The following is a 16,801-nucleotide window of genomic DNA, read 5'->3' as shown; positions in this document are numbered from 1 at the left end:
GACACCGCATTCTCACTCAGAAAAGGACATGACGTGCGTTTAGCAACCTACGACGATGGCCATGGCCCGCGCCCCGCACTTCAACGCCGCGCCGGCTCGGAGTTGATCGACATCGCAGCCCTGGCCGAATTGGCAGGAGTGAATGGCCTCGACGGCGCCAGCCCAGACATCACCTCGGTCCTACAGGCCGGCCCGGAGATGGCCCACGAGCTGCTGGGACTCTACGACAAGAACGAAGAGCGGCTGCGCGCCCTATCCGCAGTCCACCCGGTGGAGTCGGTGACACTGCTGCCGCCGGTACTTAAGCCCGAGAAGTTCATCTGCATCGGCCTGAACTATCACGACCACGCCGCCGAAACCGGCCAGTCAGCTCCCAAAGAACCGATGTTCTTCGCCAAGTTCGCCAACTCGCTGATCGGTCACGGCGCCACCATCACCCCGCCGGCCATCACGAATCAAGTCGACTACGAGGCCGAACTCGCCGTCGTTATCGGCAAGCGCGGCAATAACATCGCCGTTGATGAGGCATTGCAGTACGTCGGCGGAGTGATGGCGCTCAACGACGTCAGCGCACGCGATCTGCAGCTGGCCAACCAGCTGTGGACGGGAGGCAAGGCCATCGACACGTTCGCGCCCGCCGGACCCACGTTGGTGATCCTCGACGAGATCAACGACGTGCAGAGCCTGCCGATCAAGGCGCGAGTCAATGATGTTGTCGTGCAAGACTCCAACACCGCAAACATGATCTTTTCCGTCGCTGAACTGGTCTGCTACCTGTCGCGGATCATGACCCTGGTCCCCGGCGACATCATCGCCACGGGCACACCCGCGGGGGTTGCCCACGCGCACGGCCCAATGACGTTCCTGCACAGCGGCGACACCGTGGAGATCGACATCGCCGGAATCGGCGTACTGCGAAACCCGGTGGGAGAGCCGGTCGGCTCTTCGCCGCTCCCGCAGGAAGCGGGAGCGGCATCGTGACCTGGATCGACGGCGCCCTTCCCGACGCGGACCGACGTGCCATCGAAGACCTGATCGTCGAACATGCCTGGCTTCTCGATCATGGCCGATGGCACGATGTTGCCCAACTCTATGTCGATGACGGCACCCTCACGCTGGGCGCGCACACACTGGTCGGGCGCGACCAGTTCCACAAATGGGCCGACACACGGGCAGCCAATTCCGCACGCCAAACCCATCATCAGTGCACCAATATCCGCCTGCGGCCCGACGAAGAGGGCGCCTCGGGCACAGTGATGCTCGTGTTGCACGTTTCTGACAGCGGGCAGTCACCATACGTCGACTTCATCGGCGAATACCGCGACCGTTACGCACGAGATAACCACGGACACTGGCGCTTTGGGGCGCGGGTACTCCACCCATTGGCGGCGGCCGCAGACCAGCAACAATCAGCGACAGGAACCAACAATGCCTAACCGTGTCATCCACGCTCGACTCGACACGCTTCCCACCGAAAGCCTGGCCGGCGGGGCGCTGGTGCGCACCGCCGTACGCGGTGACCAGTCGCTGATCACCATCAACTGGTTTCACCCTGGCCACTCAGTCCAGACACCGCCGCCCCATTCCCACCCATTCGACCAGGTCAGCTTCGTCTTCTCAGGAAAGATCGGATTTGACGTCGACGGTGAAGTGTATGAAGTAGCCGCCGGCGAGGTGCTCCACATCCCGGCTGACGCGCCTCACACCGCGTGGCTCATCGGCGATGAAGTAGCTCTCAACGTCGATGTTTACGCACCCGTGCGAGACGACTACCGCCACCTCGTCGCGCACCAAGCCGATGCCTTCAACGACTAGCCCACACCCGGATCTCGGTGAGTTCAGCACCTAGTACGGGCGCAAACAACAAGCCCGCCACGGTGATCCGGGGCGGACTGTTGTTGACGCAGGATGAAGCCACTGGCACCATCGTCGGCGACATCCGAGTCGTCGACGGCCGCATCCACGCGATCGGCGACATCGGCGACCAACCCGCGGCGCGAGTCATCGACGCGACGGGCAAAGCCGTCCTGCCCGGATTCGTCGATACCCATCGCCACACCTGGCAAGGCGCTTTCCGCCTCATCGGCTTCGGCTGGGACTTCCCTACCTACCGACGCAATGTCCAGCTCACCTGGGGACCACAATTCACCCCGAACGACGCCTACATCGGTGAGCTCGTGGGCGCGCTGGCCGCCATCAACTCGGGCATCACCACCATTCGCAGCGAGTCCCACATTCAGAACAGTCCCGCCCACTCCGACGCCGTTATCTGCGCCCTGCGCGACTCCGGAATACGCGCGGTGTTCGCCCACGGCTGGCCATCGGTCGACTCCGACGCCTGGATGCTTAACAGCACCCGTCGGCACCCCCCCGACATTGTGCGGATCCGACACGAAATCCTGAGCAACGACCAAGATTTGGTGACACTGAACGCGATGCTACGCGGGCCGGACATGAGTCAACCGGATGTGGTCGTCGATGACCTTGCGATCGCGCGCAACCTGGGCGTGCGCGCCAGCATGCACATCGGTTGGCAACCGGGCGGCATCCGCCAACTTCACGACGCCGCGCTGCTGGATGCAGACCTGCTGTTCATCCACTGCTGCGACTCCACTGACGACGAGTTGCGCATGCTCGCCGATGCAGGAGCCAGCGCATCGGTAGCCTCGACCATCGAGTTGAGCATGCCGGGCCTTGGGTTACCCGCTACAGATCGACTGCTGGCTACCGGATCTCGCCCTAGTCTCAGTATCGATAGCGAAGTATGTGTCGCCGGCGACATGTTCACCGCCATGAGAGCGGCCCAGTCAGCGTCGGTGATCCACGCTGCGATGCGCCCACAACCTGGCGGGTCACCCCCACGGGCACATGATTTACTGGCGTTTGCTACGCGCGACGCTGCGGCAGCCGCCGGGTTGGCTGATCGTATCGGCACGATCACCGCTGGCAAGGATGCCGACCTGATCGTCATCGATCTGGGCTCGCCCAGTCTGGCTGCCGCCGCCGACCCCGCCACCGCCATCGTCGCGGCCGCCACGCCGCACGATGTCGAGATCGTCATGGTTCGCGGCGAGATCCTCAAGGATTCCGCGCTCACCCATCCCGCACTCGACGTCGTCTACCATCGCGCTGTCGCCTCGCGTGCCAGCATCCTCGGACAGCCCCAACTGTATGCAGAAAACGAGCCGATCAGGCTACTGTAGACGCTGTGATGGCACAATCTTGCCGACGAGTGGATGATCGGCCCCATCGATCCACCGCATCGAAGTCGAACCCATGACAGAGATAACGGTCGTCGCGGGCGCCGACACAGACGCTGCAGCGTCTCGTGAAGACCCTGTCAGCACCACCGCGCAAGCCTACGACACCGTGCGACGGGCGATCATCAACGCCGAACTCGCCCCCGGGGCCTTCGTGTCGCAGGTACGACTGGCCGCCCAGCTCAACATCAGCCGCACCCCGCTGCGCGAAGCGCTTCGCCGGCTGCAAAGCGAAGGCCTACTCGAGGGCGATTTCAACCGACGACTTCGCGTCGCGCCGCTGTCGGTTGATGACCTCGAACAAGTCGCGGCCATGCGCATCATGCTCGAGTCGCTCGGTGTGCAGGCCAGCGTTCCGAAACTGAACAGCGCAACCCTTGACCGGGCCGCCGCGGCGCTCAAACAGATGGACAATATTTTGACCGACCCGACATCCTATGACGCTTTTCACGTGCCTCACCGGGTGTTTCACACAGCATTGTTTAGCGCGGTGGGTCCCCGTATGCGCTCACAACTTGAAGAATTGTGGGATCACGCGGAACGCTACCGCGCTTTCTATCGCCAATCAGCCAGTGACGCAATGGTACTCGCCAACATCGCCCATGATGAGCACGCGTCCATCATGAGAACCGCCCAGCAAGGCGACGCCGTCACGTGCGGCCGGCTCATCGCCGCTCATTTGGCGCGCACAGCCTTGACCACACTGGCCAAGCTCGACCCCACTCACGATCCCATGATGATCCGCGAAGCCGTTAGCCGTGCATCAAGCAGCCGGGGCTAGCAACGACAACCCAGGCGGCCGAAAAGAGCTGGGGCCATCACGCGGGGGCCGCGGCCCCCGCGTGATGGCCCCAGGCACTGATCCGGTCGTATTTGACGACCTCCCAGTCGTCGGTAACGGTCACCGCGCCCGCGCCCAACTCAAACTGCACGCCGCCTGGGCCAGCACTATAAAAGCTGAACATCCGGTCGTTGGGATGTTTGCCGAGGTCGCGCGCGATGGGGCAACGGGCCTCCAGCGCGCGGTCATAGGCGCTGCCGACGTTGTCCATTGAAACGGTCTCGATCATGATGTGATCAAGCTTCTTGGGCAATTCCGGCACCGGCACGAACACGAACGCCAGCGAATGGTGCCTGCCGTTGCAATGGTAGAAGTTCGCGGTAACCGCCAAACCGCCCATCTCGATCTCCAGCCAATCCGACAGCTTCAGACCCAGCGCCTTGACCGCGAACGCGTCGGCAGCATCGAACTCAGCGCGCCCACCGGAGACCCAGAAAACTGCGTGACCCATACCGAGGTCGCCGGTGAGGAAACCGCCGGGCTGCAGCGGCGAGTCAAAGGGCTCATCGGCGTCCTGCAGGCCCCGCGCGATCTCAACGCGCACACCCCACGGCGCGGTTACGTAGACCATCTCCTCAACACCGCGTGCGGCTATCTCCTCGCCCGCACCAGAGATTGGGTCGAAACCGGCATCGCGCAGGCTGGCGACGGTCGCGTCGAACTCTGCGCGGTCGGCCACCAAGAACCCCGCATAACTCACATCATCGGCCGCGCCCGGCGCAACCAAGAGCCGATGGACCTTGCCATCCATTCGCCAGGTGGATGCCCGCGTGCCGGCGGGACGACCCGGTATCAAGCCGAGCACACCCGAGAGGTAGTCACCAAACGCGGTCGGGTCGGACACCTCGAGTCCCATATATCCCAGTTCCATGGATTTCCTGCTCCTCTACCTCACAACGAATCTCAGACCGACTTGGCTCGAACACAGGCGACCCGCAAACCCAAACTGCGTACAGAAGCGCACAGTATCACCGTCATCCGGACACGCTTTTCTGGATAGTCATGCAGCTCACTAGCGCGGTTGCTCTCCATTCCCTAGTTTTCTGTATCCAGCTACGGGTGGCGGGGGTGTTGAGAGGTGGCGTGCATGTCGACCACTACCCCGCCGGTCGGCGGTCGTCTGGATCCAATCCCCTTCCAAACCTGTATACAGGTTGGTCTATAGTCGGGTGCGTGTCAAACGTCACGCCCCTGCCCGTCGCCGAGTTGCGTCACACTGCGTGTTGGACGCTCGGGCTCACCGCACGACGTGCGGTGCTGCGGGGCACCGGCGTTTCTGCGCACAACGATTCGGCAGGGCTGACCAGCCAGCGAGCACAATGCGGCCGCCGGTCGGCGCGCACACCGCTGTGCGCCGATATCGACGCCAGTCCAGCTAACTCCGGTCAAGAAGGGGGCTCGATGATGAGTCTGTTGTGTGCACCGCTTCTGGCGGCGCTGCTGCGATTGCGGCCGACAGCGACCATGAGCGCAGTCGCAGGGAATGGTTTGGTGCTGTGACGGTGCTTGACGGATCGCAGTCGGATTCATCAGAGACGAGCGTGACAGGGTCCGACGCCGACGAGCAGGTGTATGACGTCGCGATTGTCGGATACGGCCCGGCCGGAGTGACCGCCGCCAATCTTGCCGGCCAACTCGGATTGCGCACCGTGGTTGTGGAACGCGATGCCGATGTCTTCCCACGTCAGCGTGCCATCTCGATCGACGCCGAGTCCTTGCGCATCATTCGTAACCTCGGCCTCTACGAGGCGGCGACGGCCACCATGCACTGTGGCACAACGATTCAATTCACCGGCCTCGATGGGAACCCGTTTCTGTCTGTACTTCCCATCCCCACGGAGCATTGCGCTGAGACGCAAGCCAATTTCTTTCACCAGCCCTGGCTGGAGGCGGTGCTGCGCGAGGGTGTGCAGCGCTGGCCCAGCGTCACCGTCAAGTGCGGCTGGGAGTACCAGGACATGGTCCAATCCGACGATATGGTCAGCCTCCGCGTGGCCAATGTCGGCACCGATGAGCACACGACGCTGCACGCTCGCTACCTGCTTGCGTGCGACGGGGGCAGCAGCGTGGTGCGCAAAGAACTCGGCGTCACCTTTGCCGGCGACTCGTATTCAGAGCAATGGATGGATGTGCAGGCCAAGGTGAAACGGCCGCTCAACCGATCACCACACTTCCAGTTCGTCTGTTTGCCTGAGCGTCCCGGCGTCAGATGCCCATGTCCCGGCGGCTACTACCGCTGGGAATGGCGTATCAACAAAGACGAAGACGCCGAGCAGCTACTCACATCCGAACGCGTCTGGCAGATTCTTGCTCAAGACGGCATCACGCCCGATGACGTGGAAATCGCCCGAATGTGGAACTACACCTTCCACGTGCGCAAGTGCCAGCAGTGGCGCGTGGGTCGGGTCATGATGGTCGGCGACGCCGCCCATGTCATGCCACCGTTCGCCGGGCAAGGATGTTCGGGAGCGTTCCGCGATGCGGCCAATCTGATGTGGAAGATCGAGGCTGTCCTGCGAGGGCGCGCCGACGCCACGCTACTCGATACATATCAGGCCGAACGAGAGCCACACCATGACGCGATGTCGGCCTCGGCGGTACGGATTGGCCGAATCGTCATGCCGCCCAATCGCATTGCTGCCCGTATGCGTGACGGCGTGCTGCGGCTGGTGCAACGACTCCCGGGCGTGGAGAAAGCGCTCAGCGTTGCCATCTTGCGCCCGGCTCCCCTCACGCAAGGATTTCTCGCACTACCCGCCAAACGGAAGAAGACCAACACGGTCGGTCATCTGATCAAAGCGGTCACTGTCGCCGAGCCTGAAGTCCATCTGGTGCCGATCGATGAAGCGCTTGGAATAGGTTGGGCCATCTTGGGTCTCAACGCCACCGCCGATGAGCTTCCCCAAGGCTTCGTTAAGGCGTGGCAACGGTTCGAGCCCCGATATCTGACTGTGCGTCCAGGGACATCGGTCGTCACCGACGGCGAGATCGGTGATCCTTCAGGTCAGTTGTGGCAATGGATGACGCGCAGTAATGCGCGGTTCGTCATCGTGCGACCCGACCGTTACGTGTACGCCACCGCCGCCACCGCACTCGATCTGCCAAGCCCCGCGCTGGAACCGGCACTGAGAGCCCCGCGGCGTCGGTAGCTGGTCGACTGCCCTACGGCGGGCCCAGCCGGCGACTCGCTTGGATGCACGCCAGCAACACTCACCCCATCGACCGGTCATCGTCTATCACGGCCCCACCCGATCCGATACGAGGCACCGAACACATGGCGACACCCCCCAACAACGCAGACGCCAACGCGCTCGCCCAAGTCCGGCATCGCAGCATGCGCTTGAGTGAAATATCAATGCACATCGCCGAAATGGGCGAAGGACCGACCGTAATTTTTCTGCACGGTTTCCCCGAGCTGTGGTACTCCTGGCGTCATCAACTAGTCGCCCTGGCCGCTGCTGGCTATCGTGCGGTGGCGCCAGATCAGCGCGGCTACGGCGGCTCGTCGGTGCCGACCGAGGTCGCCGACTACGACATCACCCACCTGACCCGCGATATCATCGATCTCATCGACAGTCTTGGCGCCAGTCGCGTCACCCTCGTCGGTCACGATTTCGGCGCACTGGTCGGCTGGGCCATCGCATTGCGACATCCCGACCGCATCGATGGCGTCGCCGCACTATCGGTGCCCTACGTGCCCCGTACACCAGTGCGGCCCACCGAATTCTTCCGACAACTGATGGGCGACGACTTCTACATGCTGTGGCTTCAACAACCCGGCGCCGCCGACTCGGCGTTCGCCGCCGACATTGAACGCGCCATCGCGGGCCGATGGGTGACCGACCGCCACGGCTGGCAGTCCGTAGCACCTCCGCCGCGTTTTCCTTGGCGCAGCGCAGAAGACCAACACGTCTACATCGACGCCTTACAGCGCAACGGCTTCACCGGGCCGCTCAACTGGTACCGGAACTTCGACCGTAACTGGGAAATACTCGCGCCATATGACGGCGCCACCATCGACTGCCCCGCGATATTCGTTGCGGGCGGCGACGATCCCGTGCTCAGATTCATGCCGCCCTCGGTGATGGACGGATACGTCACAGACTTGCAGGTTTCGGCAATTCTGCCCGGATTCAACCACTGGATCCAAGAAGAAGCACCCTCCGTGGTGAACCGTTACCTGCTCGACTTCCTGCAACGCATCCATACAGACGACACCACCACTGGCGGTAAAACAGCGATCTGAGACCACGATCGAGTGCACCCACAGCTCGCGACAAACCTGTGCCGCGGACCGTCGTCGGCCATCAGCGTCATCGAATCTGGGGTTCAGCCGGGATTGCTCGATCATCCGGTGGGTCCGACTGGCCGACTGCACCGCGGCGCGGCGCGCCCTGGAGCTGGGCGGCGGCATCACGACCCAGTACACCCCGGTTCATCGCACCAGCTCACGCACCAACCTGTATGTACTCTCACAAGCGAAGCCACCGGGCACACCCCCAAGAAACTACCCGTTTACGGCATCCCTGCATGTCACAGTCGTGCGCAAAACGTACCGGCCTAAAACCTGTACACAGAATTGCCCACTGCCCTAGACTCAGCCAATCTGTTCAATAAACCGCACCGACGCCAGAGGACCGCGTTGAACGACCCGACAATGCAAGAACACACCGCCGTGTTCGCCGGGCGACGAAGCAACCCCGCCATCGCGCAGGGATCCCGACGCGCAGGATCGCGCGACGACGTCAACGCGCTCACACACAGCGCCGGAATTGTCGACCTGGTGTCACACGGCGCATCGGTGCAGCACTCGATCGCGGGCGCGCCCAAATGACGGTGGCCAGCATAGTCACCAAACCCATGCGCGCCGTGGGTGATTTCTTCATCATGGCGCTGTCCACGCTGTGGCTAGTACCGCGCCGACCTTTTGCGCGGCGGGAACTGCTGCTGCAGTCGTGGTTTGTTGCGCGTGTGTCGATCCTTCCGACGCTGCTGCTGTCGATTCCGTTCACGGTGTTGTCGGTCTTCACCCTCAATGTGTTGCTCATCGAGTTCGGAGCCGCCGACTTTTCCGGGTCGGGTACCGCGTTAGGCGCGGTCACCCAAATCGGGCCGATTGTCACGGTGCTCGTGGTCGCGGGTGCGGGGGCCACCGCGATGTGTGCGGACCTGGGTGCCCGTACGATCCGCGAGGAGCTCGACGCGATGCGGGTACTGGGCATCAACCCGCTACAACGGCTGGTGGTCCCGCGAGTGCTGGCCGCCACCGTGGTGTCGATGATGTTGTCCGGTGTCGTCATCCTGACCGGAATCGTCGGCGGGTTCATCTTTTCGGTGTTCATCCAACACGTCACTCCGGGTGCGTTCGTCGCGGGCATGACGGTGCTGACCGGGTTGCCCGAGTTGTTCATCGCACTCATCAAGGCCGGATTATTCGGTCTGGCTGCCAGCATGATCGCCTGCTACAAAGGGATCTCGGTGGGCGGGGGCCCGGCCGGAGTGGGCAACGCGGTGAACGAGACGGTTGTCTACGCGTTCATGTCACTGTTCGTGATCAACTTGGTCACCACCGCCGTCGGCGTTAAGGCGACGCGATGAGTGTTGTTGCGCGGCAACAGATTCCGCGAACCCAACATTTTATCCGGCGGGCGCTGGGGCGCTTCGACCAATTCGCCTACCAGATTGTATTTTACCTACGCACCCTGAGTTACAGCGCCTTCGCACTGCGCGAGTACCGAATTGAGACGCTGCGTCAAGTCGCCCAAATGGGTTTGGGCACAGGCGCTTTGGCGGTCATCGGCGGCACCGTGGGCATCGTCGGGTTTCTCACCCTGTCGGCGGGCTCAATCATCACGGTGCAAGGCTACAACGCCTTGGCCGGCGTCGGGGTGGAAGCGCTCACCGGGTTCTTAGCGGCCTTCTTCAACAGCCGCGTCGTCATCCCCCTCACTTCTGTCATCGGCCTGGCGGCCACCATCGGCGCCGGAGCAACCGCCCAACTCGGCGCCATGCGCATCAACGAGGAGATCGATGCGATGGAAGTCATGGGTATCCGCGCGGTGGCCTACCTGGCTTCGACTCGCGTGGTCGCCGGCGTCGTCGTCGTCCTCCCGCTGTATTGCATCGCCTTGTTCGCCGCATTCGTCTCCGCGCGCACGTCGACCGCCCTGTTGTTCGGCCAGTCGACCGGCGTCTACGACCACTACTTTCGTACCTTTCTGAATCCGACCGATCTGCTGTGGTCGCTGCTGCAGGCCGCCGTGATGGCGGTAGTCGTCATGCTCGTGCACACTTACTACGGCTTCAACGCCACCGGCGGCCCGGCCGGAGTCGGCGAGGCCGTCGGACGTGCCGTGCGTACATCATTAGTCGTCGCGGTGCTCGTGTTGCTGATGATCTCGCTGGCCGTCTATGGCCGCACCGGAAACTTCACTCTGGCGGGGTGAGCTCGGTGCAGCATTCTGAGCGGTTCCTCAAACTGCACCCGCGGGTGTGGGTGCTGATCTTCGTGGCGGTACTCGTGCTGTTCGTCGTGCTGACCACCGCATTGTTCAATAAGAGCTTCCGCTCCACGATTCCGGTGACGCTGACCTCGGCGCGCTCGGGGCTCGTCATGGAAACCGGCGCCAAAGTCAAACTCCGCGGCGTCCAGGTCGGTGAGGTTACCTCCGTCGTCGGCGGCAACGAGCCGGTCGCACTGAAATTGGCCATCGACAGCGGTCAGCTGCGCTACATCCCCGCCAACATTGGTGCCCGAATCCGCGTCACCAGCGCCTTCGGCGCCAAATTCGTTGACCTGGTCTACCCCGAACACCCCGAGGCACGTCGATTGGCCGCCGGCGCAGTGTTGACATCGCAGAATGTGACCACCGAGGTCAACACTGTTTTCGACAACCTCACCAACCTCCTACACACCATCGACCCCGCCAAACTGAACGCCGTCCTAGGCGCGCTGTCCGAAGCGTTTCGCGGCCAGGGCCACACCATCGGCCAGGCCATCACCGACACCGATGCGGTGCTCGCAGAGCTCAACCCGCGCTACGAAACGTTCAGGCGGGACTGGCAATCCCTGAAAGGGTTCAGCGATGCCTATGGCCGTGCCGCCCCCCGCCTCATCACCACCCTTGATGCCGCCGCGACCACCAGTGCCACCGTGACCACTCAAGCCGACGCACTGGATGCGTTGCTGCTCAACACCATCGGATTCTCGCAGGCGGGCACCACGCTGCTGGCTCCCAACCTCACGCACCTGACCAACACAGTCAATATGCTGGCGCCCACCACCGAGCTGCTCAACAAATACCAGCCGACCTACACCTGCCTGCTGGTGGGCGCGAAGTTCTTCCTCGACAACGGCGGTTATGGGGCTGCCGGCGGCGACGACGGCAGGTCCCTGCTGATGGACAGCGCCCTGCTGTTTGGTCAAGATCCCTACCGTTACCCCGACAACCTTCCTATCGTCAACGCCAAAGGCGGCCCAGGCGGTAAACCCAGTTGCGGCTCGCTACCCAACGTCGACAAAGATTTCCCGGTCCGACAGCTGATCACGGATACCGGATGGGGCACCGGGATGGATATCCGGCCCAATCCCGGTATCGGGTTTCCCGGCTGGGCCAACTACCTGCCCGTCACCCGGGGGACTCCCGAACCGCCCAGCATCCGTTACTTCGGCGGCCCGGCGCCCGGGCCTATGCCCTACCCCGGCGCACCCCCCTACGGTGCGCCGCTCTACGGGCCCGACGGCACGCCGCTGTACCCCGGTGTGCCCGCACCGCCAGCCCCATCCCCACCGGCGGCACCGGGGCCATGAGACGACAAGCACACCTTCCTGCGCAGCGAAAGGTAATGCGGTGAAAGAAAATCTGGGGGGCGCCGCCTGGCGTCTGGTGATCTTCAGTGCACTGTGCCTGTTGGGCATCGTGGCGCTCGTCGTCGTGTTCGGTCAACTTCGATTCAACTCCAACGCCAGCTACGACGCCGAGTTCAGCAACGTCTCGGGGCTCGAACAAGGGAACTTTGTGCGCATCGCCGGCGTCGAAGTCGGCAAAGTCGGCCACATCAAAATCAACCCCGATGCCACCGTGCGTGTGACATTCAGTCTCGACAACAGCGTCATCCTCACCGCCGGAACCCAAGCCGTGATCCGCTACGACGATCTGATCGGCGGGCGCTACGTAGCATTGCTGGAAGGCAAATCTGACACCCACCGGCTGCGACCCGGCCAGACGATCCCGCTGTCGCGCACCGCGCCCGCACTCGACCTCGATGCGCTGATCGGCGGCTTTCGTCCCCTGTTCCGCGCTATCAACCCCGATCAGCTCAACACGCTGTCCGGCCAGCTCATCTCCGCATTCCAAGGGGAAGGCAGCGCAATCAGCTCGTTTTTCGCCCAAACGGGCGCGCTGACAACCACTTTCGCTGATCGTGACCGCCTGATCGGCCAAGTCATCACCAACCTCAACGTTGTCCTGGGATCCCTGTCGGGCCAGGCTGCCCAATTCGACAAGGCTGTCGACGCAACAGCGCAGATCGTGTCCACCCTTGCGGCCCGCAAGACCGACATCTCCAATGCCATCGCCTACGGCGACGCCGCCGCAGCACAAGTCGCCGACATGCTCGGCCAGGCGCGCGTCCCTTTTACGCAGGTCATAACCCAGACCGACCGGGTCGCCTCACTGGTCAATGGCGACCGCGCCTACTTCGACGATCTACTCAACACGTTGCCCGACACCTATAAAGCGTTGGGCCGCCAAGGACTCTATGGTGACTTCTTCAGTTTCTACCTGTGCGACCTCGTACTCAAACTCAACGGTAAAGGCGGCCAACCGGTCTATGTCAAGGTAGCCAGCCAGGCCACAGGACGGTGTACCCCCCAGTGAAACCACTCGACCAGCGCAATCCCCTCGCCGTGGGCGCTCTTGGTCTAGCGCTGACGGCAGCGATCGTCGGGACCGCCCTCGAGTACGACAAACTGCCGTTCTTCACCACCGGAACCACCTACCAGGCCTACTTCGCCGACGCCGGCGGGTTGACACCGTATGCCGCGGTGCAAGTCTCAGGGTTTCGTGCCGGGCAGGTCTCCGACATCGCGCTCGACGGCGAACGGGTCTTGGTCACTTTCCACATCAACGATGACGTACATCTCGGCGACGACAGCGAAGCGGCGATCAAAACCAAAAGTCTTCTGGGAACCAAGATCCTGGAAGTCACGCCCCGCGGGACCGGTGAACAACACGGTCCAATTCCGCTAGACCGCACCTCGTCGCCCTACCAGCTGCCCGATGCGCTCGGCGATCTGACCGCCACCATCAGCGGCCTTAACACCGACCAGATCTCCCAATCGCTGGCCACCCTCGCCGACACCTTCCGCAACACCCCCAACGACTTGGCCGGCGCCGTGCAAGGAGTCGCACGATTCTCCCAGTCCCTCAACACACGGGACCAGCAGCTACGTCAACTGCTGGCCGACGCGCATAAGGCAACCGCAGTGCTGGCCAAACGCAGTGACCAAGTTGTGGCGCTGATCGCCGACGCGAATGCCCTGTTCGTTCAGCTGCAAAGCCAAAGCGCTGCACTGGATCACCTCGCCGGTGATATCTCCGCGGTATCCCGCCAGCTTTCGGGCTTCATCGCCGACAACCGCTCCCAGCTCAAACCCGCCCTCGACAAGCTCAACGATGTACTTGCCATCGTCGACAACCGCAAACAGCAAGTCACGCAGTCACTCAAACTGCTCGGTGACTACGCGATGTCCTTCGGTGAAGCCCTGTCCTCGGGACCGTTTTTCAAGGCCTACGTCTCCAATCTGTTACCTGGCCAGTTCCTTCAGCCCTTCATCTCGGCGGCGTTCTCCGACCTCGGCCTCGACCCCCACGTCTTACTGCCCTCCCAGCGCACCGATCCCCAGACGGGCCAACCCGGCACACCCCCACTGCCTGTCCCCTACCCCAGAACAGGACAAGGCGGCGAGCCCAATCGGACCCTGCCCGATGCGATCACCGGAAACCCCGGCGATCATCCGTGCCCGCTGCCGGGGCCGGGTTGCTACCCCTACCGCGAGCCCGAACCCGCACCCCCACCCGGCGGGCCGCCGCCAGGGCCTCCCGCACCTGAACCGCCCGGCCATCAGTCGATCCCCGAGCCGACACCCCGGCCGGTCTATGTGCCCGCACCCAGCGAGGTCCCGCAACCCAGTGCTCCGACGCCGAATCCGCCACCGGGAGAGACCCATCCATGACAACGACCACGACCCGCCGCACCTGGCTGCCGACTCGGCGGCGCGTCCTCGCTACGGTACTCGCGCTCACCTTGATTGGCGGAGTCCTGACCATCGTCATCCGTCCCGCCACGAACCCCCGAACTCACCTCACCGCATACTTCGACAACAGCAACGGCGTCTTCGCCAACGACGATGTACGCATTCTCGGGGTCACCGTCGGCAAGATCGAGCGTATCGACCCTCAACCCCAGCAGGTGAAGATCTCATTTTGGGTCGATGCGAAATACCGCGTCCCCGCCGACGCCAAGGCTGTCATTTTGTCCCCGTCGCTGGTTACCGCCCGCGCGATCCAACTCACCCCCGCCTACCACGCCGGGCCGTTATTGGGCGACCACGCGGTCATCCCGCGAGACCGCACGGCCGTCCCCGTCGAATACGACGACTTTCGTCAGCAACTGAAAAAGCTGACCGACACCCTGCAGCCGACACAACCCGGCGGCGTGAGCACGCTGGGCTCGTTGATCAACACCGCCGCCGACAACCTGCGCGGACAAGGCGCCCACATGCGCGACACCGTCATCCAACTGTCCCAAACACTGTCCGCGCTGGGCGACCACCGCGCAGACATCTTCGGCACCGTGAAGAACCTCGCGATGCTGGCCAGCGCCTTGCAAGACAGCACTGAACAGATGATGCAACTGAACAAGAATCTGGCTCAGGTCAGCGGCCTGATCGCCAATGACCCCAACGAAATCGGCCAAGCCCTCGATGATTTCAGTGCCGCGGTCGGTGATGTGAAGACCTTCCTCGCCGAACACCGCGACGCGTTGGGCACCACCACGGATCGGCTCGCCTCGATCACGACTGAACTCACCAACCATCTCGATGACCTCAAACAAGTCCTGCACGTCACGCCTACCACGCTGTCGAACTTCGTCAACATTTACCACCCAGCACAAGCGGCCCTAGCCGGCGCCTTGGCGATCAACCAATTCGCCAACCCCATCACCTTCGTGTGCGGCGCGATCCAGGCTGCATCGCGCCTGGGTGCCGAACAAGCAGCCAAACTCTGCGTGCAATATCTGGCACCAATTATCAAAAACCGGCAATACAACTTCCCCCCCATCGGACTCAATCCCTTTGTGGGGCCCATCGCACGACCCAACGAAGTCACCTACAGCCAAGACTCGCTGCGCCCTGACTACATCCCACCCCAGCCCGCACCCAACCCGCCCGCACCGCAAGCGCCACCACCAGCGCAGGCGCTGCCCGCCGAAGCCCAACCGACGAATCCCGCCGACGGGCTGCGGGGCCTGATGATGCCACCCGAAGGAGGCTCATGACCACCCAGACCGGCCGCGCGGCATTCTTCGCGGTGCTGACTGTGGCGCTTGGTGCAGCGCTTACCGGCTGCGGCTGGCATGGATTGAATTCCCTGCCGCTACCTGGCACCCAAGGCCACGGGCCCGGCGCCTTCACCATCCAAGCCCAACTGCCCGACGTCAACAACATCCAACAGAACTCCCGCGTGCGCGTCGGCGACGTCACCGTGGGCGCTGTCTCCAAAATTGAACGCCAGGGCTGGCACGCCCTGGTAACCATGCGACTCAACGGCGACGTCGACCTGCCCGCCAACGCGGTGGCCACCGTCGGGCAGACCAGCCTGCTCGGTTCCCTACACATCGAACTGGCAGCCCCCAAAGGTGTGGCGCCGCAAGGCAAACTGCGCGACGGAGCGCTGATCCCGCTCGCTTCGGCTGGCGCCTACCCCTCCACCGAACAAACCCTGGCAGCGGTATCGCTGCTACTCAATGGCGGTGGCATCGGCCAACTGCAAGACATCACCGCAGCGTTTAGTACCGCGCTGGCCGGCCGCGAAAACGACCTGCGCGACCTCATTGCCCAGATCGACACCTACACCAACAGACTCAACGATCAAACCGGCGACATCATCGCGGCCACCGACAGCCTCAACAAGCTCGTCGGCCAGTTTGCCGACGATAAACCCGTACTGGACAACGCACTGCGCACCATCCCCGACGCGCTGGCGGTCCTCAAACAACAACGCCAGACCCTCGCTGAGGCCGCCGACCACTTCAGCAAATTCAGCGCACTTTCTGCTGACGCCGTCCGCCAAACCAAAGACAACTTCGTCAAAGAACTGCGCGACCTTGCCCCAGTCCTTGACTCGCTGGCCAACGCGGGCCCTGCCATGACACGCGCACTGAGCTTCCTCACCGACTTCCCCTGGCCCAAGGAAACCGTCCAGAAATGGTTCCGGGGTGACTTCGCCAACGTCACCCTCATCGTCGATCTGACCCTGAGCCGACTCGACTCGTCCTTTTTCACCGCCACCCGATTCGAAGGCAATCTCACCGAACTGGAACTGCAGTGGGGACGCACCATCGGCCAACTGCCCAGCCCCTATACCGCGGGCAACCCACTGATCGCCCCTTATCGCTCCGATCAAGGCCGCTGACT

The 16,801-nt window shown here is 63.1% G+C and carries 16 protein-coding genes; 15 read left to right on the top strand and 1 reads right to left on the bottom strand.

Annotated features, from left to right (window positions below):
• Window positions 1–33 precede the first annotated feature (33 nt).
• The 5 genes from BN973_RS29450 to BN973_RS29430 all read left to right on the top strand — a co-directional run bounded on the left by BN973_RS29450 (window position 34) and on the right by BN973_RS29430 (window position 4,041).
• On the top strand, window positions 34–981 hold the full coding sequence (locus tag BN973_RS29450; protein ID WP_084163685.1) for a fumarylacetoacetate hydrolase family protein: 948 nt from the start codon (window positions 34–36) through the stop codon (window positions 979–981).
• Entirely contained in the window at window positions 978–1,436 is a 459-nt protein-coding gene (locus BN973_RS29445) for a nuclear transport factor 2 family protein (RefSeq protein ID WP_036473930.1), read from the top strand. Before BN973_RS29450 ends, BN973_RS29445 begins: the two co-directional genes overlap by 4 nt.
• Window positions 1,429–1,815 (top strand): cupin domain-containing protein, encoded by a 387-nt coding sequence (locus BN973_RS29440; RefSeq protein ID WP_036473929.1) that lies wholly within the window; start codon window positions 1,429–1,431, stop codon window positions 1,813–1,815. The genes BN973_RS29445 and BN973_RS29440 overlap by 8 nt, the downstream gene beginning before the upstream one ends.
• 17 nt (window positions 1,816–1,832) lie before the next feature.
• The gene (locus BN973_RS29435; RefSeq protein ID WP_169718163.1) at window positions 1,833–3,203 is read left to right on the top strand and encodes an amidohydrolase family protein; all 1,371 of its coding nucleotides are present in this window, start codon (window positions 1,833–1,835) and stop codon (window positions 3,201–3,203) included.
• Between the two features lie 73 nt (window positions 3,204–3,276).
• On the top strand, window positions 3,277–4,041 hold the full coding sequence (locus BN973_RS29430) for a GntR family transcriptional regulator (protein WP_036473928.1): 765 nt from the start codon (window positions 3,277–3,279) through the stop codon (window positions 4,039–4,041).
• A 37-nt stretch (window positions 4,042–4,078) separates the two neighbouring features.
• Here the strand turns inward: BN973_RS29430 and BN973_RS29425 are convergent, their stop codons facing one another.
• Entirely contained in the window at window positions 4,079–4,972 is an 894-nt protein-coding gene (locus BN973_RS29425; RefSeq protein ID WP_036473927.1) for a VOC family protein, read from the bottom strand.
• Between the two features lie 625 nt (window positions 4,973–5,597).
• Between BN973_RS29425 and BN973_RS29420 the strand changes: the two genes are divergently transcribed.
• From BN973_RS29420 to BN973_RS29380, 10 genes are all read left to right on the top strand, one after another.
• Complete coding sequence (locus tag BN973_RS29420) at window positions 5,598–7,250, top strand: bifunctional 3-(3-hydroxy-phenyl)propionate/3-hydroxycinnamic acid hydroxylase (protein ID WP_165796522.1); 1,653 nt, start codon at window positions 5,598–5,600, stop codon at window positions 7,248–7,250.
• 44 nt (window positions 7,251–7,294) lie between these two features.
• Window positions 7,295–8,347, top strand: coding sequence for an alpha/beta fold hydrolase (locus tag BN973_RS29415; protein WP_330981756.1), 1,053 nt, complete (start codon window positions 7,295–7,297; stop codon window positions 8,345–8,347).
• A gap of 411 nt (window positions 8,348–8,758) precedes the next feature.
• The gene (locus tag BN973_RS31290) at window positions 8,759–8,935 is read left to right on the top strand and encodes a hypothetical protein (RefSeq protein ID WP_156959199.1); all 177 of its coding nucleotides are present in this window, start codon (window positions 8,759–8,761) and stop codon (window positions 8,933–8,935) included.
• Window positions 8,932–9,699, top strand: coding sequence for an MlaE family ABC transporter permease (locus BN973_RS29410; RefSeq protein ID WP_036473925.1), 768 nt, complete (start codon window positions 8,932–8,934; stop codon window positions 9,697–9,699). The genes BN973_RS31290 and BN973_RS29410 overlap by 4 nt, the downstream gene beginning before the upstream one ends.
• The gene (locus BN973_RS29405) at window positions 9,696–10,547 is read left to right on the top strand and encodes an ABC transporter permease (protein WP_051641712.1); all 852 of its coding nucleotides are present in this window, start codon (window positions 9,696–9,698) and stop codon (window positions 10,545–10,547) included. The genes BN973_RS29410 and BN973_RS29405 overlap by 4 nt, the downstream gene beginning before the upstream one ends.
• Before the next feature lie 5 nt (window positions 10,548–10,552).
• Window positions 10,553–11,911 (top strand): MCE family protein, encoded by a 1,359-nt coding sequence (locus BN973_RS29400; protein ID WP_051641736.1) that lies wholly within the window; start codon window positions 10,553–10,555, stop codon window positions 11,909–11,911.
• 40 nt (window positions 11,912–11,951) lie between these two features.
• Window positions 11,952–12,980, top strand: a complete 1,029-nt coding sequence (locus BN973_RS29395) for an MCE family protein (protein ID WP_036473923.1) — start codon at window positions 11,952–11,954, stop codon at window positions 12,978–12,980.
• Window positions 12,977–14,338: an MCE family protein gene (locus BN973_RS29390; RefSeq protein ID WP_036473922.1), complete on the top strand. Its 1,362-nt coding sequence runs from the start codon at window positions 12,977–12,979 to the stop codon at window positions 14,336–14,338. Before BN973_RS29395 ends, BN973_RS29390 begins: the two co-directional genes overlap by 4 nt.
• A complete protein-coding gene (locus BN973_RS29385) occupies window positions 14,335–15,663 on the top strand; it encodes an MCE family protein (protein WP_084163681.1) in 1,329 nt (442 codons plus the stop codon). Before BN973_RS29390 ends, BN973_RS29385 begins: the two co-directional genes overlap by 4 nt.
• A complete protein-coding gene (locus BN973_RS29380) occupies window positions 15,660–16,799 on the top strand; it encodes a virulence factor Mce family protein (protein WP_036473921.1) in 1,140 nt (379 codons plus the stop codon). The genes BN973_RS29385 and BN973_RS29380 overlap by 4 nt, the downstream gene beginning before the upstream one ends.
• The last annotated feature ends 2 nt before the right edge of the window (window positions 16,800–16,801 follow it).

The organism is Mycobacterium triplex, from assembly GCF_000689255.1.
GTDB lineage: Bacteria > Actinomycetota > Actinomycetes > Mycobacteriales > Mycobacteriaceae > Mycobacterium > Mycobacterium triplex.
Note: the sequence above shows the minus strand (reverse complement) of the source record. Positions and strands in the feature narration are given on the sequence as shown.